This is a genomic window from Butyrivibrio sp. TB (genome assembly GCF_900110805.1).
GTDB lineage: Bacteria > Bacillota > Clostridia > Lachnospirales > Lachnospiraceae > Butyrivibrio > Butyrivibrio fibrisolvens_C.
In genome coordinates this window covers 1-22,198 of record NZ_FOER01000011.1, presented here as the reverse complement: position 1 = coordinate 22,198, position 22,198 = coordinate 1, and the positions used below count along the sequence as shown (strand labels likewise).

Below are 22,198 nucleotides of genomic sequence, written 5' to 3'. Positions count from 1 at the left end.
ACAAAAAGTCATATTTTATAAATGAGGTTAATATGGATAATTCTATCAGCAATACTTCTGCTTTAAATAAAGAGAAAGCTCTAAAAATAAGAAAAACATTCAAGAAGATATCGTTTGGAGATAGAGTATTCTATTTTTTCAATACTTTGTTTCTGACACTGCTTGCACTGATAATCTTGTATCCTGTTTATTTTATCATCATCGCATCTATATCAGATCCTGATGCAGTTTTGGGTGGTCAGGTTTATCTATATCCTGTCAAGATCACACTTGATGGATTTGAGAAGATACTTCACAGAAACGATATCTGGACAGGTTATCTGAATACTATCTGGTACACAGTGATCACTGTGGTGTTGTCACTTGCTGTAACGATTCCGGCAGGATGGGCTCTTAGCAGGAAGAAACTTCCGGGCAGGAAATTCTGGATGGTCTTTTTTATAATTCCCATGTTCTTCGGAGGTGGTCTTATTCCTTTTTACAATGTTATGAGCAGTCTCCATCTTATCAATTCACAGTGGGCTATCATACTTCCGGCTATCCTGTCTGTATGGAATCTGTTCATGACCAAGACTTTCTTCGAGTCATCGATCCCTGAAGGATTATTGGAAGCGGCAAGAATTGATGGCGCGGGGAAGTTCAGGACTTTCTATTCTATAGTACTGCCACTTGCCAAACCTATCATTGCGGTTATGGCACTATACTACGCGGTAGGTCAGTGGAACAGCTACTTTAATGCGATGATCTTTTTGCAGGATGAGACCAAGTATCCGCTTCAGCTTGTACTTAAAGAGATACTGATCGCTTCAGAAAGCACGGTAGGCGGCAGCGGAGAGACAATACTGCAGCAGTACAGACTTGCTAACCAGCTCAAATACGTATCGGTTATTGTATCAAGTATTCCGGTTCTATGCTTATATCCTTTTGTTCAGAAGTATTTTGCACAGGGTGTAATGCTTGGATCTCTTAAAGACTGAGTATCTTCAAGTGCTTGTCATGGAGGAATAATAAGAACACTATATTAGATCATGTATCTGTATAAATACCATTTGGAGGAAAAAATATGAAAAGGTATAAAAAACTAAGCGCTCTGGTTCTTGCAGCGGTTATGACTTCGTCGCTTGCCGGTTGCGGATCAGGAGATAAGCAAAGTGCATCAGCATCTGACATAGATGCTCTTGTAAGTGAGTATGGATTTCAGTGGGAGGATCCTACAAAGCCTATAGTCAATGAAAAAGGTTCACAGGAGATAAGCTTCAATATCTATTCTTCCAAGAACGCTTCTGCACTTGATTATAACGACATGAAGATCATGCAGGATCTGTATGATCAGACCGGTGTCAAAGTAAACTGGGAGAATGTATCTGAATCTGTATATTCTCAGCAAAAGAGTCTTATCTTTGGCAACAGTGAGAATCGTCCTGATGCTATCTATCATGCAGGTATGGATTCAGGAGAGATAATCAAGTATGCAAAGCGTAAAGTTCTTTTGCCAATAAGTGATTATCTTGATTATATGCCCAATCTTAAAAAGCTTCTGGAAGAACGTCCTGATATCAAGAACCAGCTGCTAAATGTAGAGGATGGCAAGATCTATTCCCTTCCTCGTATTGAAGAGATGGGACTTTTAGAGTTTCCTAACCTTCTGTTTCTGAATGCGCAGTGGGCCAAAGATGCTATAAGTGCAGGCGCAGTTACAGGTTTATCTGAAAGTGATGTGAAGGACGGACTTACTCTTACAGCTGATCAGATGGAGCAGATCCTTGCATACTTCAGAGACAATGACATGAACGGCAATGGTAAGAGCGATGATGAAAGACCTCTTAGCTTCGTATATAACAACTGGCAGGGCAATCAGTGCGATCTGTATGGTATGTTCGGCCTTAATGATAACCTTGAGCACAGAGTTGTTGTAGATGGCAAGGTGACATATACAGTTACTGATGACAGATTCAAGGAAGCTACCAACTATATTGCAAACTGGGTAGACAATGGCCTTATCGACAAGGTTTCATTTGAGCAGAGCCAGGACAACTTCCTTGCAGGCGGCAAGGGCCTTGAAACATATGGCGCTTTCTACTGGTGGGAGAGTGAGACAGTAGTATCTAATCCTGAAGATTATATCGTATGCAGTCCTCTTATCGGACCAAACGGCGATCAGACAATCTGTGTATCTAATAACCCTGAGATCGGAACCGGTGAAGTTGTAGTATTTGCAGATTGTAAATATCCTGAGATCCTTCTTGCATATTTTGACCGCTATTATGATCCACTTATATCAGCGCAGATCAACTATGGTCCTATAGGTGTTGTATATGAAGAGGAACTTGATGATAGCGGAATGCTGGTTCAAAAGCCGCTTCCGGAGGGAGTTACAGCTGATGAACTTCGTCTTCAGAATGCGCCTCTTGGCATCATCAATCTTGGAGAGTATGCATGGAACAATGTTGTCAACATGGAGCCTAGAGCGAAGCTCCGCCTTGAGAGACTTGATCAGGTGGCAAGACCTTATGTAGATGCTAAGGTAACCCCATGCCCTAACCTTCAGTTCACTCTTGAAGAGCTCAATACTCTTGGCAATTACGAAAGCAACATGAATGACTATATAAGGACCAATCTCATCGCATGGCTTATGAAGGGCGGCGTGACAGACAGCGACTGGGAAGCTTTCCAGAATGACCTTAATGGCAAAGTTAAACTTCCTGAGATCCAGCAGGTATATCAGGATGCTTATGACAGATATATAAGTCAGTAAAACTGCAAGTATATCAAAACAAAATATAAAAGGTATTAGAGAATTTTTGTAGCAAAAATAAGTTCCTGTAAGTCTATATAGACAGCTAGGGACCAAATAATATAAAAGAGGGAATGAGAATGAGAAAAAAGTTTGTGGCAATGCTTATGACACTTACATGTACAGTATCAGTAGCTGCCTGTTCAAACGGCGCAGCATCAGGCGGTGATAATACTGCTCCTGTAATAGAGGGAGCTGCTGATGCTACAGTTATGGCCGGAACAGAGTTTGATGCACTTAGCGGCATAACAGCATCTGATGACCAGGATGGTGATCTTAGCAGTGTGATCAAGGTAGAGGCAACTCCTTCACTTGATTTTAAGAATGGTAAGGCAACACCTGAGAATGCAGGATCTTATGAACTTGTATATTCTGTAACAGATAAGGGAGGTCTAACTACTGAAAGCTATGCAACTCTTACTGTTACCAAGATGACTGGGGACGAGGAAGTTTATAAAGAGTTTGATTTTAGCAAGGCCGGAGAAGTAGATAATAAAGGCTGGGAAGTTAAGATCGGGGACAATGCTAAGGCAACAGGTCAGCTCAAGCAGGGCGCATATGTTTTTGATATAGAAAATCCCGGAGAGTCTGATGGAGAAGTTGCTCTTTCCAAATCAGGATTTGAAGTCAAAAAAGCTGACTATACTGTAAAAGTCTGGGCTAAGTCAACAAAGCCAACATATGCACATATCATTGCAAGAGATGAAAGCGCAGCAGACTGGGCTACTTTTGGCGGATCTTATAATGTTCAGATCACAGAAGAGGTAGCACCTTACGAACTTACTTTTTCTTCAGATAAGGAGGGTAAGTGCGAGCTCATGATCAATATGGGCAAGATCACACCTAACCCTGATAATGCAGAAGATACAACACCTGAAGACTTCACTGTGACTATCGATAAGATCGAGATCTACGAAAGCGTCGGTGAAGAGGAACTCGTAGCTTCATACACAGCAGATCCTTCTAAAGATAATCTTGCTGTAGAAGCAGGCGACGGCGCAGAAGCTGCAGTGACATTTGAAGATGGCAGCGCCAAGACTGATATCACAGCTTATCCATCTGCTGATGGCGGAGTATGGAGTATTAAGACAGATATCTCAATAGGCGATGTTAAGATTGAGAATGGAAAGAAGTACTATTACAGATTCAATGTTAATGCTACTAACGGACAGACTGGTGAAGTTCTGGTAGAGAGCAGGGAAAAAGGCTTTGAGTGCAGAGCAAACTTTAATTCGCTTAATGCTCCTGCCGGCGAGGAGATAACAGTCGAGGGCGTATTTACTGCAGAAGCTGACGTGGAGGATCCTGTTATCCGCCTTCAGATCGGTAACGCTCCTGAGGGAGTAACTGATAACGAGATCGTTATAAGCAGCATCGAATTTGGAACAGTAGAAGGCGATAAGGAAGTTACTAAGACAATCGATTCTTTCATGGCATTTGGAAGAAACAGTGCCAATGCAGATAATACAGATCTTCCATGGGAGACTTTCAATGGAACTGATGAAGACAATGACAAGGGAGTTGGCGTTATCTGGGCAGAAGACGGAAACTTCTTCTACCGCATTGATAATGGAGGCACAGTAGACTGGCACAACAAGCTTATCTGCGGTTATACAGGCAATCCTCTTACTCTTGAATCAGATGCTTACTATACGATCGAGATAACAGTTAAGGCACAAAAGCCTGTATCTTGCGGAGTATTCCTCAATCCTATGGGAGACTGGGATCCCAGGATCTCAGAAGGAATGGATATCACAACTGAGTATCAGACCTTCAGATTTACTACTACAGATACTTTAATCACAGATATGGATTTCGAGCTTCTGTTCCAGTTTGGTTCTGAGGACACAGCAGCTATGGGAGAAAATACTATAGAGTTTTCTGACATTACTATCTATAAGATGAGCGCTATGTAAGATAATGCAGATAATGGAAGATAGTAAAAGTTAGGGGGATTTATATAAAGTGAGCAGACAGGCCGGGCGGTACAAAATGCTTTGGCCTGTTTGACTTATATATGTAATGTGAATGATTGATGCCTTCGGGATCATTAAAGATTAAGACCAAAACACTTGCTATAAAATTAGTGTTTTGGCGTTGGTAAAAATATACGAATTAGATACAGATTATCAGACTTTCTAATGATATGTCTGTACATGAGGATTTTTATTTTATGAAAAATAAGTTATTAGGAATTGCCAGGATCATGAGCATTCTATGTGTCTTTACTGCGGGATGCAGTATTGGGCAGGAGCCTTTCCAAAAAAATTTAGAATATGATGATGAAGGGGAACCTTTTGTGGAAAATACAAATGATAAAGATTTCTCGGAGCTTACAACTCCCGGAAGTATGGAAAAAGCATATGAATACAAAAACTTTTTTCTCCCGGGATTATGTGGTACAAATCAGCCATATGTAGGTGACTGTATGGCATATTATGAAGACGGAACATATTATATCTATTATCTCAAGGATGGCGGAGATTCATATAATCACTCAGTATTCCTGACCAAGACAACAGACTTTGTAACTTATGAAGAAGTGGAAGGCCCTGTGCTTGAAGCTGACAAAGCAGGCGGTCAGGATGCATGGATAGGAACAGGATCTGTTGTGAAAATAGGTGATGAATATCTATTCTTCTACACGGGACACGGATCTCATCCTACCTGTGAATATGCAGAGACTATCAAGGTTGCAAGAGGAACTAGTCCTACAGAGTTTGAAAAGGACGAAACTTTCGAGATCATACCTCCTGATGAACTTGGACAAAAGAATGATTTTAGGGATCCGCAGGCATATTATGATGAAGAAACAGGTAATATAGTGCTTACAGTTACTGCATCTAAGGATAATGTTGCAAGGATCCTTAAGTATACGCTAAGCTCTGATCTTAAAGAAGTGACTTATGATGGAGTTATCTTCGATGATCCTACTAAAGAGTTCTGGAATCTTGAGTGTTCTGATACTTTTAAAATAGGAGACAAGTATTACATCACATATTCAGCACAGGATGATACTCTCTGGTATGCAGTATCAGATACGCCTTACGGCCCTTATGAGAATGCTGCAAGAATTGATGGCAAGCTCTTCTATGCAGCCAAGCACGTAGAGGGCCCTGATGGAATGTATATGGTAGCATGGGCCAGAAGAAGTGATTCACCTTCTGACATCATGGGTGTAACAGCCTGGGCAGGGAACCTTATAGTCATGAAGATCTGTCAAAATGAGGATGGAAGTCTGTATCTTGCACCTGTTGACAAGATCGTGGAGCAGTACAAGGATAGAAGAAAGCCTCTTATGGCACAGGATGATGTGAACATAACAGCGGGCTCCAGATATTACTACGAAGAGTATTTTAACTGCTATGAAAGCTTTATGCTGACCGGTAAGTTCACATATTCCGGTAATGGAAGCTTTGGACTTGCCTTTGATTATAATGGCAATAGTGATAATTACAAGATGATAAGCATAGATACAAGGACTCAGCTTCTTGATCTTAATTTTAATGAAGGTACGACAGATATCACTTCTACAAGCGTATCACTTAAAGAAGGCGAGACATACTCTTTTACCTATATTCAGGAAGGATCTGTGGGCGTCTTCTATATAGATGGTCAGGCATCACTTACAGTAAGGCTCTACGGAGTGTCCGGCAAGAGCATCAGACTCTTTGCAGAAGACTGCACTGTTGATTATACGGATCTTAGAGAGTATACGAGGTGATGATCGAAAATAGTAGGGCAACTGATATTGCCTAATGGCTAAGCTTCTCACATGAGAGTTAACTTCATGTGAGAAGCTTTTTTATTATGGTAAGATGTACTGCCAAAAAGAGTAAACGAAGAAAAGAAGCAGTAAGCCGGAGGTAAATAGAACTGCCAAAAATAAAGAAAACAGAACAGTTGGCAGTTATTCAAAAAGTAAAATAAAAAATCCCAAAAAGAATTTAGAAAAAAATAAGAAGTGTACGATATATTTATTGATATACTATAGATTAAAGTAAGTAGCTAATAACACTTTCAAGATACGAAAATGCATAATACACTGCCTAAAAGGGGCGTATAGGCAGTAATATGCAAATTTCAAAGCACAATAAATCGATCATTTATACACTGCTTTCATCGGCTAAAGGTGCAAAAGAGCAAAAAATAATTGAAATCAGGGCAAAAATGGTATAATATATAATTGTATACAATATAATATATATATTTTTTATGTATACATAAGAATTATTAGCGTGATATTAGTTTGATAGGTACATGTAGGAGGTTTAGTGGTGTCCGATTCTAAGAGATTTAATCCTGTAAATAGATCAGGTGAAGAGATACATGAAGAGCAGTTGTCAGGTGAGAGAGCACTCTATAGAGGGCGTGACCTTAAGATATATGATACAGTTTTTCATGATGGAGAGTCTCCGCTTAAGGAGAGCAAGAATATAGAGCTGTATGGCTGTGAGTTTCAGTGGAAATATCCTGTATGGTATGCGGACAATGTATATGTCAAGGACTGCGTATGGCAGGAAATGGGCAGATCAGGAGTCTGGTATACAAATAATATGACAATTGAAGATAGTCTTATTGGTGCTCCCAAGAATTTCAGACGATGTAAGAATTTAAAGATCAGAAATTCCTCTATCCCTAATGCACAGGAGACATTGTGGATGTGCGATGGAGTGGAGCTATCCAATGTTACAGCAAGAGGCGACTATTTTGGAATGAATTCTGATAACATCAAAGTAGATCACCTGGAGCTTTTTGGCAATTATGCTTTTGATGGTTCTAAGAATGTAGAAGTCAGAAATTCAAAGCTTGTAACCAAAGACTGCTTCTGGAACTGCGAGAATGTAACTGTATACGATTCGTATATATCAGGAGAGTATCTTGCCTGGAATACCAAGAATCTTACTTTTATAAACTGCACTATAGAATCTAATCAGGGATTATGCTATATAAGTAACCTTAAGATGATCAACTGCAAGCTTGTAAATACCAGACTTGCATTTGAATATGCATATGACGTTGATGCTGAGGTTATAAACAGAGTAGACGGGATCTTAAATCCCGGATCAGGCAGCATAAAGGCAAGAGAGATAGCAGAGCTCATAATTGAACCTGATAACTGCGATATCAGTAAGACAAGTGTTATGGTTAAAGACAGTCAGAGCGGAGAATTCAGAAGTCTGCAAATAGAAAATAAAGAATAACACAATTGGAGCATCAAAATGGGAAAATATAATTTTGACAAAGTAATTGACAGAAAATCATCCTGGGCGATCAAGTGGGATATCAAAGACGGCGAACTTCCCATGTGGGTTGCCGACATGGATTTTGAGACAGCACCTGAAGTCAAAGAAGCTTTGGTAGAAAGACTTGGAGTTGGTGCATATGGATATACCTATATTCCTGACGAGTGGTATGATGCTTATATTTCCTGGTGGAAAAGGCGTCATCATCTTAAGATCAACAAGGATGAACTTATATTCTCTACAGGTGTTATCCCGACTCTATCAAGCTCAGTCAGAAAACTTACAACTCCTAATGAGAATGTTGTGATCATGACTCCTGTTTATAATGTCTTCTATAACTGTATTGTTAATAACGGTGCCAGAGCCCTTGAATCAAGACTAGTTATGAAGGATGGAAGATGGGAGATCGATTTTGAAGATCTGGAGCAGAAGCTTTCGGATCCTCAGACCACGCTTCTTTTATTATGTAATCCTCACAATCCTGTGGGCCGCATCTGGTCAAAAGAAGAGCTTATCAAGATAGGAGAACTTTGTTATAAGCACCGCGTAACTGTTATATCTGATGAGATTCACTGCGACATCACAGATCCAGACAAGGAGTATGTACCTTTTGCAGCAGCATCTGATATCTGCAGGGATATAAGTATTACTGCTCTGGCGCCTTCCAAGTCTTTCAACATGGCAGGTATGGCTACGAGTGCAGCTTTTGTTCCTAATGAGTTTTTGAGACATAAGGTATGGAGACAGATCAATACAGATGAGTGCGGAGAACCGTCATTTCTTGCAGTGACTGCTGCGATAGCTGCTTTTACCAAAGGTGAAGAATGGCTCGATGAACTCAACGAGTATGTATATGGTAATAAATGCTATTGTGAGGAATTTATTACTAATAATATACCGGGAGTTAAGATCCTTCATTCAGAGGCAACTTATCTTATCTGGGTAGATTGCAGCGATATCACCAAAGGAAAAGATGATCTGGCCCGCTTTATCAGGGAAAAGACAGGACTGTTTATAACAAGAGGCGGTCAATATGGACCTGGCGGTGAGGGATTCCTTCGTATAAACCTTGCATGCCCCAGAAGCATTGTAGTTGATGGCATGGACAGGTTAAAAAAGGGAATTGAGCTGTACAAAGAAGCTCATGAAGACAAGGAATAGTTAACGAATAATACTATAGACGAGATATACTAAAGACAAGAGTTATTAAAGCGAAGAAAACTGGAACTAATATTAGTTTCTGGCTTGAGGTTCAACTGATCCAGCTGATCTTGTCTTAAGGAAACGCTTGCACTAAAAGCGGTTTCATGTTACTATTTATATAGTTAATTAAAGATTTGATCGGCAAACGAAGAGACGAGAGAAAAGGGTGTCGGTGCAGTTAGAGTTAAGGATAAAACTTAGCTTTAAGCTTATTGGATTTATTCCGATGGGGTTATTTGCACGCGCTTTTTTCTATCGTCTCTTTTTGCATCTATTCCTTCTTATGTGCATTTATTTTTTATGAGCATTTATTCTTTCTTGTGAGCATTTAATTTTTCTTATGCGCATAGTAAGGATAGAGATTGCAAAGGTTGTTTCGAAAGTTTACAAAGCCGGTAGTAGAGAGTCTTTTAAAGGAGAAAAATCTATGAACACAGATGTAGTAATCATTGGGGGCGGTGTTGTTGGATGCTCCATAGCAAGGCAGTTGTCAGCTTATGATCTAAAGACAGTGCTTTTGGAAAAAGAAGAAGATGTATGTTCCGGTACGTCCAAGGCTAATAGTGCCATAGTGCATGCAGGATTTGATGCAGAGCCGGGTTCTGTTAAGGCAAGGTTCAATGTCCTCGGCAGCAGGATGATGGAAGAGCTGTCAAGAGAGCTTGACTTTCCTTATAAGAAAAATGGGTCTATGGTTTTGTGCTTTGACAAAGACGATATGCCTAAACTTAATGAGTTGTATGACAGGGGTATCAAGAATGGAGTAGAGGGCCTTGAGATAATAACAGGCGATCAGGCAAGGGAGCTTGAACCCAATGTATCGGATGAAGTTGTTGCAGCTCTACTGGCAAGAACCGGTGCTATTGTGTGCCCTTTTAATCTTACTATAGCTCTTGCAGAGAATGCCTGTGATAACGGCGTGGAATTTCGATTTAACACAGAAGTTCAGAATATAAGAAAGATTGATGGCGGTTATAGTATAAGGACTGACAATGGAGAGATAACCACCAAATATGTGGTTAATGCTGCAGGAGTCTATGCAGATAAGATCCACAATATGGTCTCTGATAAGAAGATCCACATAACTCCTCGTAAGGGCGATTACAAGCTCATGGATAAGGAAGTAGGAACATATGTATCTCATACTATATTCCAGCTTCCGGGAAAATACGGTAAGGGAGTCCTTGTAACACCTACTGTTCATGGCAATCTTCTTGCAGGGCCTACTGCTGTAGATGTTGATAACAAAGAGCTTACCTCAACATCAGCTACAGAACTTGATGATCTGACAAGTAAAGCTATGATCAGTGTTAAGAATGTTCCATTTCGCCAGACGATAACATCTTTTTCCGGACTTCGTGCTCATGAAGACGGTGACGACTTCATAATCGGTGAATGCGAGGATGCAGAAGGCTTCTATGACGCAGCTGGAATCGAGTCTCCGGGACTTAGCAGCGCGCCGGCTATAGGCGTATATCTTGCAGATGAGATTGCCAAAAAGGCCGGAGCCTTAAAGAAAGATAACTTTATTGCAACAAGGAAAGGAATACCTCATGTAGCCGAGATGTCTTTTGACGAAAGGGCAGCTCTTATAAAGGAAGATCCTTCGTATGGAACTATCATCTGCCGCTGCGAGGGTATCTCTGAAGGCGAGATTAGAAACTCTATAAGGAGAACACTTGGAGCAAGGTCAATGGATGGTGTAAAGCGCCGCACAAGAGCCGGAATGGGCAGATGCCAGGCTGGTTTTTGCACGCCTCGTACCATGGAGATAATCGCAGAAGAACTCGGTATTCCGGTTACGCAGGTTTGTAAGAACAGAAGAGGTTCTGAGCTTATAGTGGGTGATCCAAGGGATGAAGTTGGAAGGAATTAGATTTTTTTAGATCTGATAATCTTTCTGGATTGCTGTTTGGCCTTAGAAAAAGAGAATTGTGTTGAATACAGGTAATTGATGTCAAAAGGGGCTTTTGATACCTGCCTCATTATATAGATGAAAGGACTATTATGAATAGTACTATTAAAAATACAACAGATCTTGTGATCATAGGAGGCGGCCCGGCAGGGCTTGCTGCAGCGCTTTCTGCCAGGAAAGAAGGCGTAGAAGATATACTGATACTTGAGCGTGACCATATTCTAGGAGGGATCCTGAATCAGTGCATTCACAATGGATTTGGTCTTCATACATTCAAGGAGGAGCTGACAGGCCCTGAATATGCAGGACGTTTTATAGAGCGTGTTGTTAATGAGAAGATCGCATATAAACTTAATACTATGGTCATAGATATCAGTAAAGATAAGGAAGTTACTTATATCAATAAAGAAGATGGTCTTACTACTATCAAGGCTAAGGCGATAGTGCTGGCTATGGGATGCAGGGAACGCCCGAGAGGAGCACTTAATATCCCGGGATTCAGACCGGCGGGTATCTATACTGCAGGAACTGCGCAGCGTCTTATGAATATTGAAGGCCATATGGTGGGGCGAAAGGTTGTGATCTTGGGTTCCGGTGATATAGGTCTTATCATGGCTCGCCGTATGACTTTGGAAGGAGCTAAGGTTGAGGTTGTGGCAGAACTTATGCCGTATTCGGGAGGCCTTAAGAGGAATATAGTGCAGTGCCTTGATGACTATGGTATTCCGCTTAAACTGAGCCATACTGTTGTTGATATTGAAGGAAAAGACCATGTGACAGGCATTACGATAGCTCAGGTTGATGATAACAAAAAACCTATCCCGGGAACAGAGCAGCATTATGAAGCAGATACACTTCTATTATCATGTGGACTTCTTCCTGAGAATGAACTTACGAGGGGCATTGGAGCTTCGATGTGTCCTGTGACTAGTGGGCCTAATGTAAGTGATAAGCTCGAGACAAGCATTGACGGGATCTTTGCATGTGGCAATGTCCTTCATGTGCATGATCTTGTGGATTATGTTTCGGAAGAGGCTTCACTTGCCGGCAAGAATGCAGCTTCTTACATAAATGGTGGTAAGAGTGAAGGAGGCAAGGTCATAACTCTGATCGCTGATGGCGGCGTCCGTTATACAGTTCCTCAAAGTCTTGATATTACTAACATGAATGACAAGGTGGTTGTGAGATTCAGAGTTGGGGATGTATACAAGAATCGCAGCGTCTGCGTATATTATGGCGATGAGAAGGTTCAGAATATCAAAAAGAGAGTCATGGCTCCCGGAGAGATGGAGCAGGTGATCCTTACCAAAAACTCTTTTGACAATTATAAAAATATTGAATCAATACGCATATGCACACAAGAGAACTGATATATAAAGGCGTGATGGCAATAAGCATAATTGAACTGTCTGATACGCATGGTTTTGGAGGCTTTTATGGAGACAAGAGAACTTATATGTATAGGCTGTCCTATGGGATGCCAGCTTACTGTGAATATGGAAGATGCAGATAATATCACTGTTACAGGCAATACCTGCCCAAGGGGCGAAGCTTATGGCAAAAAAGAAGTAACAAACCCTACCCGTATAGTTACAAGTAGTGTTAAAATAAACGATGGTACTATCGCGAGGGTTTCTGTTAAAACAGAAAATGATATTCCTAAGGGAAAGATTTTCGATATCATGAAAGAGATTCGCGAGGTTACTGTGACAGCGCCTATTCATATCGGAGATGTGATCATAAAAAATGTTGCAGATACGGGAGTTGATGTGATCGCAACCAAGGATGTTGGAAGGAGCGCTGCTATCTGATAATAACGGTTCGCTGATTTCATTGATCTCTTAGAGTGCTATATACATATGGCAAAAGATCTTTTTCGATAGACATATTCTATGGATCTTAAAGGCGGATTCGTTAAGGAAGGGCTTTTAACGACCATGGATAAAAAGAAGTTACTTGAAGATACAGATCTTTTCGTGCTTGATATGGATGGCACATTTTACCTTGGAGATAATATTCTCCCAGGGGCGCTTTCCTTTATTGAGGCTGCTACAAAGAAAGGGAAGGATTATCTTTTTTTTACAAATAATGCATCAACAAGGCCGGAGGCTTATATTGACAAGCTTGCTGGCATGGGATGCTTCATAACAAGGGACAAGATCATGACGTCTGGGGATGTTATGATCAGATTCCTTAAGAGCAAATATCCGGGACAGTCCGTATATCTGCTTGGTACAAAGCCTCTTATCGAGAGCTTCGAGGATGCGGGTATCAAGCTGGATGACGAGCACCCGGATATTGTTGTTGTAAGTTTTGATAAGACTCTTACTTATGAGAAGCTTGAAAGAGCCTGCACTTTCATAAGGCAGGGAGCTACTTTCCTTGCAACACATATGGATATCAATTGCCCTGTTGAGGGGGGATTTATTCCGGACTGCGGTGCGATATGCGCTGCGATCAGTCTGTCAACAGGAAGACAGCCCAGATATGTAGGCAAGCCCTTTAAAGAGACGGTTGATATGATTCTTGACAAGACCGGATATAAGAGAGAGAATATTACGTTTGTAGGTGACAGGCTTTATACTGATGTTGCAACCGGAGTCAATAACGGCGCTCGCGGTGTTTTGGTACTGACTGGAGAGACTCATCTTGAGGATGTTGACAGTAGTGATACCAAGCCTGATGCTATCTATGACTCGATTGCGCAGATGGGACAGCTGATGTTATCCTAAAGTAGAAGGGCAGGGACTTCTTATGAATACAAATCTTTCTGACATACTTGCGGATTCACCTGTTATAGCAGCGGTTAAAGATGAGAAGGGGCTTACTAAGGCGCTTTCTTGTGATTGCGGGATTATCTTTATTTTGTATGGTAATATTTGTAATATAGGTGATATTGTTGAGAAGGTAGACAGAGCTTCAAAGATTGCTATAGTTCATGCAGATCTTGTAAACGGCCTTTCAATGAAGGAAGTTGCTGTTGATTATATCAGGAACAGTACTAAGGCTAAGGGGATCATTTCGACGAAGCCTTTGCTTGTAAAGAGGGCTAAGGAGCTGGATCTGATCGCTATTCAGAGGACCTTTGTGATCGATTCCATAGCTTATAATAATATGATGAAACAGATAAGGGAATATGAGCCTGATGCCATAGAGATACTTCCCGGCGTCATGCCATCGGTTACGGCTGATGTGAGAAAGGCGGTAGGTATTCCTATTATTGCCAGTGGACTTCTTAGGACCAAGAAGGATGTAGTTGCAGCTCTTGATGCAGGGGCAGATGCTGTATCTACAACGGCTGATGACTTGTGGTCTGTTTAAGCTTTTTTCAAGGATATATAGGTACAATTTCTTATGGTTTTCAGGCGGATCAGTAATTGTGAACATCCGTCTAAAAAGGGGATAGCTAATACCAGGGGATGTCTTGAATAATTGGAGTTTAATCGGGATGGCTAATGATAAAAACAATAAAAGAGTAAACGAAAACAAAAACGAAAACATCAATAAAGATACTAAAAGCATGACTAAAGATACTAAAAGTATAGGAAAGAATGCTGACAATTCTTTAGAGAATGCCAAGAAGCCGGAAGAATCAGGTACTTCTGAGAAAGAAGAGTATGTCACAACAGTGGATCCGGAAGAAGAGTTATTTAAAAATGAAGATAAGAAGGATCCTAAAATAACAGGGGATGATAAGGTTAAGGCTGATGATACCAAGACCAAAGAGGATGCAAAGGTTAAGGCTGATGATCCCAAGACCAAAGAGGATGCCAAGGCCAAGGCTGATGATCCCAAGACCAAAGAGGATGCCAAGGTCAAGGTTGATGATCCCAAGACCAAAGAGGATGCCAAGGCCAAGGCTGATACTTCCAAAGAAAAAAATGATGACAAGACGGATTCGGATTCTTTCAAAGAAGCTCAAGATACAAACGATAGTGCTGATGAAGATGACAACGATGAAGATATAGCGAGAGCTCAAAAGAAGGCAAGATTCTGGAAGGCTTTTGATATAGGACAGATCGTTTTGATATTCGTGCTGTTATTTGTATGTCTTTTTGGTACTTATAAGCTGTATCAGAATATGACAGCTGTTCGATTTACAAGAGCACTTGCACTGGCACAGTCTGCGCAGAATAATGGTGATTATGCAGATGCCATCAAATACTACGAGCAGGCTATAGGTGTTGACAGTAAATCTTTGATCGCTTATGAAGAGCTTGCTAACTGCTATGCTACTCTTAACGATACTGAGAATGTAATGAATGTTCTGTACAATGGCTGGCTGAACACCAGTGATCAGTCTATGCTTGATAATTACATCTCATTAAAGCTTAACAGTGTTATTGCCGCTATCCAGACATCCGGAGGTAGTTTTGAAGCTGTAGAGGATGTTCTTGATGTTCTTAAGATCGATGGAAGTAATGAAGATGCTCTTCAGCTTCTGAGTACTCTTTACAGCTATTGTATGATCGATAAGAACTCGTCAGGAGATAGTGTACTGTTCTGGTCTATGGATGAAGACGAGGCTACTTTTGACCAATATATTGACGCAGTATCTTCTATGCTTGATATATATGAGATGTATCCAAGTGATGAGCTTGAGATGCTTATAGCAAGATATATCATTCCGGAAGGCAATGTAGTATGGATCAATACCAAGAATTGTAGTGATTATGCACTTCTTGTCAAAGATGCCAGAACTCTTCTTGGAGAGAGTAGTTCACTTAACTCTTTTATAGCCTGCCTTGAAGACGCGGATAAAGTGTCCGGTGTTTTTGATAGCATCTGGCCGCTTATAGAATCCGGAGATGTTGAACCTTTCAGGGACTTCATGATAAGCGATGATGTTATTTCATTAAAAGAGTATTTGATAAGCGGAGAAGATCAGTATCTTGAACTTGAGATGGAGAATGCTTTCTGTCAGGAAGGCATAGTTATGACACTTGAAGATAACTTATGGACTTATCATTTCCCGGATTTTAGTGAGAATCCGGCTACCAAGGGTGTGATAACACTTCAGCTTACATATGATGAGGTGCAGACTGCGGAAGAGGCAAAAGCTGAAATAGCAGAGCTTGAATCAGAAGAAAGTGCTATTGAAGACGCCTCAGAAGCTGTTTCTGAAGACGCCTCAGAAGATGTTTTTGAAGATGCCGTAGAAGATGATTCTGATGATGATTTTGAGAATGCTTCCAAAGATGCTTCTGAAAATGCTTCTAATGGTGCTTCAGAAGATGCTTCTAAAGATGCCTCAGAAGATACTTATATAGATAACTCAGAAGATGAAACTGATCTAGAAGAAAATGCGGAAGATGAAGAAGTTATAAGATCCGGCAAGATCAGCATGAATTACGAGCCTTCTGTATCAGGCGGAACTTATTTTCCTCATGTGACATATTATCTGACTTGTGAATACGAAGGAGATATTGTTAATTACACATATCAGGAAGTTATAACAAGTGAAGATGGTACTAAGACAAGGACGACTATCAATAACTGGGGCGATGAAGATCTTGAGACAGTAATTGATGAGGAGTTGGAAGAGGAAGAAGAAGAAGACACATCCTCCGATAATGTTAATACTCAGCCTGCTAATACCAATGAGGAGCCTGCAGATACAGGTGCTACTCCCAATGTTATCGTAGATCCTGAAACCGGAGCTATGTATGATCCTAACACAGGACTTCAGATCGACCCGGGCACTGGATTCTATATTGATCCTGCTACAGGCCTTTATATAGATCCTAATACATGGACATATATAGATCCTGCTACAGGTGCAGTTGTAGATCCCAATGCAGCAGCGCAGACACCTGATGCAGCGACGCCCGAGGCTACGCCAGATGCTGCAGCTCAAGGTGCAGGAGCTTAAGCGATTAGATCGAGGCTATTAAGATATGGACTATAGAGATGGAAAATGCATAATAGTATCTGCCGGGGATTTCGAACCGGTTGATCTGAATATTCAGGATGAAGATTATCTGATCGCTTGTGATGCGGGCTTTCGCTATCTGGATCGTATGGGAATACTGCCTGATCTTATCGTTGGAGATTTTGATTCAATGTCTTCTTATCCGGAAGCTATGAATTCTCTAAGAGAGATTGTTTTAGAAGATCCTAACAGGATACTGGGCCTTGATGTTCACAAGGATGATACAGATACCATGAAGGCTATAAAGATTGGATTTGAGAGAGGCTACAAGAAGTTTTACTTGTACGGAGCACTTGGCGGAAGCAGATTTGATCATTCCATATCCAATATCCAGGCGCTTGTGTATATCAAAAGGCATGGCGGTAAGGGTTATATCATGGAGCCTTCACAGATAGTTCTTATTGCAGAGAATGAAACTATCAGTTTTAACAGGGGTATGACCGGTATTCTTTCTGTTTTTTCAATTGGCGGAAAGGCAGAAGGAGTGACACTAAAAGGCCTTGAATATGAGATGGAAGATGGAATCATCGGTGATGATTTTCCGATAGGAACAAGTAATGAATTCATTATAGATGAAGTTGCTCAGATATCAGTAAGAAAGGGGACCCTTCTTATTATTGCGAACTGGAGCGGAGCTCATTAACTCAAACTTCCCACTTGGGGATGCCGGTCCGTCCAAGTGGGAAGTTTAAGTCATTAATAATAAAAATCCCGAAGTGTTGCAGAAAACGCTTCGGGATTATTTTAAATAGTAAAAGTATATCTGATAAATACAAGTTTTATAAATGAAATTAAGTATATTAAAAGTATGCAATACTTATATTTAATATATACTTATTAAGTTGCTCTGAGGAGCTCTGTGGTAATGCCATACATGACCACTTTCATATTGGATGCACAGAACAGTCATGCCATTCTTATCGGTTTCCATCCAATATTTGCTGATACGCCCATCTTTCCAACTTTTACATCTTTCTTTGTGCTGCTGCATAGCTTCTACTATCATATGCTGAGCAAAAGAATCAATCATCCGCCACATACACATATTCATATCCGTCCTCTCTATAAAATACTAGTCATTGCAGCTACATAAACCACCCAATTTGCTGCTCTCAAAAGCCTACGGACAGTATTCTATCACAATTGTTAGCAAAAAAACGCTAAATTACGCGGCTTTTTAGAACCTGAAAAATCATTCGTCATTTTTAAATGTGGAAAAACGCGTGGTTATCACATTTTACAATGCGAACCTTAAAAGTTTGTGAAAAGTAAACAATTGCCTTAAACGTTTAAGTATGCTTCTGTGTAAACTCTTACAAAAATGATTGGCGTTTTTTGACAAAAATCCCCCTAAATAGATGCAGATAATATATATCGTCTATCTAAGGGGATTGGCATTTGATCTTTATTTACAGGTGTTGTTGATTTTAACTAACGTGTATACCGGTACATTCTTCAAAAATCTCTTTGTCGAAACCCGGAATAGCAAATACTATGTCTTTTTTGTCCTGAGGAAGTTTGTCCCACCAAATCTGTCTGTCAGATTTGTCATAATGGGGAACTGTAGGCCCATCCAGTTGTTCATCGCCGCCGTAGATTGGTTGAGCCTGAAATTCTTTTTCTGTAAGGCCCATGGAATTGTTCCATTTGGTTGATTTTTTGGGCATTAGAATCAGTATATCTCTTGCTTCGGAATTCATCCACTCATCGCGAGTGATGGGAGATGGCTGATTGAAGAGCATGAATGGAGTCTCGCCTGTGCAGAATGCTCCGGAATTATAATTACCACAATTGAAGTCTCCGGCATTATAATCACCGTTATTGCAGCATCCGGCGTTGTGATTGCCATTATTTCTTTCGCCTGAGTTATAATATCCGACATTGCCTTCGCCGACGTTGCAGTCGCCGGCGTTAAAGGAGCCTGAATTGACATCACCTATATTGAAGGATCCGGAATTCTTGCTTCCCATATTACCATAGCCGGAGTTGTTGTCTCCTATATTGTCATCGCCGGAATTGCAGTATCCTGTACAGTTATGGCCTATATTCATCTCTTCCATGAGCTTTTCTACAGGAACCATTCTCATGATGCGGACTTTATTGGTATAGTACCTGTCTTTGCGGCTGTCAGGATCTTTTTCTATTTCATCTATTACATCTACTTCGAACACTCTGCATGGAGATCCGTTATATTCATAAAGGAAGCACTCACGCAGTCTTGGGTACAAAAACATATCCTCCTGCTCATATTCGGACAGGTCGGCATAAGACTCGCCTTCTCTTTGGAAATCATCTCTTATCAGTATGAAACCACGTTTGATGCCGGGAGTAAGGGCTTCTTCGCTCATATGATCCTCCTAATAGGTGTGGATGAATTATTTATTAATATAATAACATTATTCCGTGAATATATGTACATCTAATTAGATATCAGACATTATTCTTTTTAATTCTGACGAAATGACAAATTAAGGCGATGAATTGACAGTTTTGAAGGTTGATTTGCGTATAGCGGCTAGACTATAATTGTCAATGTACCGGGGAAAACCGGAGGAGTTTTATATTCATAATTTGGAAAGGGGTTCAATATGTTACCAACACCTATTATTGTCGCAATTGTAATTTTCTTAATTATCTGTATCCTTAGTGCTATGGGATATGTCAAGGCACCGACTGATGAAGTTGTTATCATCTCAGGTCTTCGCAAGGAGCCTAAGATCATAACAGGTAGATCATCTGTAAAGTGGCCTTTCCTTCAGAGAATCGATCGTCTGTCACTCAAAATGTTATCTGTTGATGTTAAGACATCAAAGACAATTCCTACTCTAGACTATATCAATATCATGGTTGATTCCGTTGCAACTGTTAAGATCAGCCTTAAGGATGAGATGATCCGTCACGCTGCTGAGAACTTCCTTAACAAGGATTCCAAGTACATCAATGATATGGTTGTGAATGTCCTTGAAGGTAATCTTCGTGAGATCATCGGTTCCATGAAACTTGTTGATATCATGAATGATCGTAAGACATTCGCTACCAAGGTTCAGGAGAATGCAGCCGTAGATATGGCTAAGATGGGTCTTGAGATCGTATCTTTCAATATTCAGAACATTGATGATGCAGGTCTTGGAGTTATCGAGAACCTTGGTATCGCCAATACAGTTGCTATCCGTCAGAACGCTGAGATCTCTCGTGCCAATGCAGAGAAGGAGATCGCAGTAGCTCAGGCTCTTGCTAAGCAGGAAGCTAACGATGCTCGTGTTACTTCAGAGACTGTTATCGCTACCAAGAACAACGAACTTCAGATCAAGCAGGCTGACCTTAAGGTTCAGGCTGATACCAAGAAGGCTGAAGCTGATGCTGCTTATGAGATCCAGAAGCAGGAACAGATGAAGACTATCGAGATCAAGACAGCTGATGCACTTATTGCTAAGCAGGAAAAAGAAGTACAGATCAAGGAACAGGAAGCAGCTGTTCAGGAACAGCAGCTCAATGCTTCTATTCGTAAACAGGCTGATGCTGAAAGATATCGTCTCCAGCAGCTCGCTGAAGCACAGAGATTCCAGACACAGCAGGCAGCTGATGCTGATAAGTATAAGAGAATCGCAGAAGCAGAAGCAAGACTTGCTGAGAAGCAGAAGGAAGCTGAAGCAGTACGCGTAGCCGGTGAAGCAGAAGCTGCTGCAACTAAGGCTAAGGGTCTTGCAGAAGCTGAAGCAATCAAGGCAAAGGGTGAAGCAGAAGCTGCTGCTATGGATAAGAAGGCTGAAGCTCTTAAGAAGTACGGTCAGGCAGCTATGACTCAGATGGTAGTAGAGAAGCTTCCTGAGATGGCTAAGGCTATTGCAGAGCCTCTTGCAGCTATTGATAAGGTTACTATTATCGATTCCGGTAACGGTGAGTCAGGAGTAGGCAGCATTGGCGGATATGTTCCGGGAGTTCTTGCCAAGACTATCGAATCAGTAAGAGAGACTACAGGATTTGATCTCACAGATGTTATGAAAGCTAATACATACGAGGCTAAGACAGATCGCAATGTTAAGCTTGATGCTGACAAGGCAGTTATCAATGTTGAGAACAAGAACGTTTAATAAGTTAAGATCTAATGTATAAACGTTGCGAGCCTTCGGTAATATCACCGAAGGCTCGTGTTATGTTGGATATTCTGTTATGCCAGATATTCTGTTATGCCAGATATTCTGTTATGCCGGATATTCTGTTATGTTGGATGTCCTATTATGCCGGACATAGGATCTGTCCAAGACAGATATAGAAGTGCAGTGATGTACTTCTATGTCCAATTCCGGATTATATGTTATTATTAAGAATATGATTTTCGTTAGATGGAGACATTTTTATTATGGACAAAAAATTAAAGCGCCTTGATAGAACTATCGCATTTGAGGGCGAGGTTGTCGATCTTTATAAAGACAAGATGCAATATCCTGACGGAAGCATTCATAACTGGGATTTTGTATGTCACAAAAAAGGGTATGGAGCTTGTATACTTCCTGTTCTTCCGGATGGAAGGATACTTCTTATAAGACAGTATAGACCTGCTGTTGATGATACTATACTTGAGATTCCGGCAGGAGGAATAGAGCCGGATGATGAGAGTACTCTTGTCTGTGCCAAAAGAGAACTCGTAGAAGAGACCGGATATACGTCAGATGAGTTTAGTCATCTTTTAAGAATCCAGGTAGCTGTTGCATACTGTAACGAGTGGCTTGATATCTATCTTGCAAGAGATTGCACTAAGGCAGCTACAGGCAAGCATCTTGATGAAGGCGAAGATATCAGTAACGAAATATATGAAGTCAGTGAACTTCTTAAGATGATATCAGATGGTCAGATACAAGACGCCAAGACTGTAGCAGCGATCACAGCTTATGCTGCAGGTTTGAAATAAAATTATTTATATTTTTACAGGAGATATAATATGATCTGCAAAGAATGCGGAGAAGAGATTAAAATTGAAGCCAGATTTTGCCCTTTTTGCGGTACTGTTCAGAGCCAATGTCAGTAAGTTAAGAAGGATAGATGTTATTACTAGAACTGATAATTAGCATTATTATGGTCGGAATCGATAGTTAAAAATTATTTCCAAG

At 40.7% G+C, this 22,198-nt stretch carries 18 protein-coding genes; 16 read left to right on the top strand and 2 right to left on the bottom strand.

The annotated features are described in order from the left end of the window. Window positions 1–32: 32 nt before the first annotated feature. The 13 genes from BMX21_RS08790 to BMX21_RS08730 all read left to right on the top strand — a co-directional run bounded on the left by BMX21_RS08790 (window position 33) and on the right by BMX21_RS08730 (window position 17,733). The gene (locus BMX21_RS08790; RefSeq protein WP_022753367.1) at window positions 33–977 is read left to right on the top strand and encodes a carbohydrate ABC transporter permease; all 945 of its coding nucleotides are present in this window, start codon (window positions 33–35) and stop codon (window positions 975–977) included. A gap of 86 nt (window positions 978–1,063) precedes the next feature. Beyond that, window positions 1,064–2,755: an extracellular solute-binding protein gene (locus BMX21_RS08785; protein WP_092043453.1), complete on the top strand. Its 1,692-nt coding sequence runs from the start codon at window positions 1,064–1,066 to the stop codon at window positions 2,753–2,755. Window positions 2,756–2,874: 119 nt separating this feature from the next. Next, window positions 2,875–4,710: an immunoglobulin-like domain-containing protein gene (locus BMX21_RS08780; protein ID WP_092043450.1), complete on the top strand. Its 1,836-nt coding sequence runs from the start codon at window positions 2,875–2,877 to the stop codon at window positions 4,708–4,710. Window positions 4,711–4,967: 257 nt separating this feature from the next. Further along, window positions 4,968–6,518, top strand: a complete 1,551-nt coding sequence (locus BMX21_RS08775; RefSeq protein WP_022753370.1) for a glycoside hydrolase family protein — start codon at window positions 4,968–4,970, stop codon at window positions 6,516–6,518. Between the two features lie 553 nt (window positions 6,519–7,071). Beyond that, the gene (locus BMX21_RS08770) at window positions 7,072–7,998 is read left to right on the top strand and encodes a DUF3737 family protein (RefSeq protein WP_092043447.1); all 927 of its coding nucleotides are present in this window, start codon (window positions 7,072–7,074) and stop codon (window positions 7,996–7,998) included. Between the two features lie 18 nt (window positions 7,999–8,016). Continuing rightward, window positions 8,017–9,201, top strand: a complete 1,185-nt coding sequence (locus BMX21_RS08765) for a MalY/PatB family protein (protein ID WP_092043445.1) — start codon at window positions 8,017–8,019, stop codon at window positions 9,199–9,201. A gap of 469 nt (window positions 9,202–9,670) precedes the next feature. Beyond that, window positions 9,671–11,119: an NAD(P)/FAD-dependent oxidoreductase gene (locus tag BMX21_RS08760; protein ID WP_092043442.1), complete on the top strand. Its 1,449-nt coding sequence runs from the start codon at window positions 9,671–9,673 to the stop codon at window positions 11,117–11,119. 131 nt (window positions 11,120–11,250) lie between these two features. Further along, window positions 11,251–12,528 carry an NAD(P)/FAD-dependent oxidoreductase gene (locus BMX21_RS08755; RefSeq protein ID WP_092043439.1) on the top strand — a complete coding sequence of 426 codons (1,278 nt, stop codon included), beginning with the start codon at window positions 11,251–11,253 and terminating at the stop codon, window positions 12,526–12,528. A 66-nt stretch (window positions 12,529–12,594) separates the two neighbouring features. Continuing rightward, window positions 12,595–12,969 (top strand): DUF1667 domain-containing protein, encoded by a 375-nt coding sequence (locus BMX21_RS08750; RefSeq protein WP_022753375.1) that lies wholly within the window; start codon window positions 12,595–12,597, stop codon window positions 12,967–12,969. A 126-nt stretch (window positions 12,970–13,095) separates the two neighbouring features. Further along, entirely contained in the window at window positions 13,096–13,890 is a 795-nt protein-coding gene (locus BMX21_RS08745; protein WP_022753376.1) for an HAD-IIA family hydrolase, read from the top strand. 22 nt (window positions 13,891–13,912) lie between these two features. Continuing rightward, window positions 13,913–14,479, top strand: a complete 567-nt coding sequence (locus BMX21_RS08740) for a glycerol-3-phosphate responsive antiterminator (RefSeq protein WP_022753377.1) — start codon at window positions 13,913–13,915, stop codon at window positions 14,477–14,479. Window positions 14,480–14,606: 127 nt separating this feature from the next. Beyond that, window positions 14,607–17,030 (top strand): OCRE domain-containing protein, encoded by a 2,424-nt coding sequence (locus BMX21_RS08735; protein ID WP_092043436.1) that lies wholly within the window; start codon window positions 14,607–14,609, stop codon window positions 17,028–17,030. Between the two features lie 25 nt (window positions 17,031–17,055). Next, entirely contained in the window at window positions 17,056–17,733 is a 678-nt protein-coding gene (locus BMX21_RS08730) for a thiamine diphosphokinase (RefSeq protein WP_051199475.1), read from the top strand. Window positions 17,734–17,913: 180 nt separating this feature from the next. Here the strand turns inward: BMX21_RS08730 and BMX21_RS08725 are convergent, their stop codons facing one another. Together BMX21_RS08725 and BMX21_RS08720 are read right to left on the bottom strand one after the other, a co-directional pair. Further along, window positions 17,914–18,141: a hypothetical protein gene (locus BMX21_RS08725; protein ID WP_027204388.1), complete on the bottom strand. Its 228-nt coding sequence runs from the start codon at window positions 18,139–18,141 to the stop codon at window positions 17,914–17,916. Window positions 18,142–18,517: 376 nt separating this feature from the next. Beyond that, window positions 18,518–19,438, bottom strand: a complete 921-nt coding sequence (locus BMX21_RS08720; protein ID WP_022753381.1) for a pentapeptide repeat-containing protein — start codon at window positions 19,436–19,438, stop codon at window positions 18,518–18,520. Between the two features lie 240 nt (window positions 19,439–19,678). Between BMX21_RS08720 and BMX21_RS08715 the strand changes: the two genes are divergently transcribed. From BMX21_RS08715 to BMX21_RS20180, 3 genes are all read left to right on the top strand, one after another. Next, the gene (locus BMX21_RS08715; RefSeq protein WP_022753382.1) at window positions 19,679–21,181 is read left to right on the top strand and encodes a flotillin family protein; all 1,503 of its coding nucleotides are present in this window, start codon (window positions 19,679–19,681) and stop codon (window positions 21,179–21,181) included. Window positions 21,182–21,450: 269 nt separating this feature from the next. Further along, complete coding sequence (locus BMX21_RS08710) at window positions 21,451–21,999, top strand: NUDIX hydrolase (RefSeq protein WP_027204390.1); 549 nt, start codon at window positions 21,451–21,453, stop codon at window positions 21,997–21,999. A gap of 30 nt (window positions 22,000–22,029) precedes the next feature. Beyond that, window positions 22,030–22,116 (top strand): zinc-ribbon domain-containing protein, encoded by an 87-nt coding sequence (locus tag BMX21_RS20180; protein WP_092043433.1) that lies wholly within the window; start codon window positions 22,030–22,032, stop codon window positions 22,114–22,116. Window positions 22,117–22,198 lie beyond the last annotated feature (82 nt).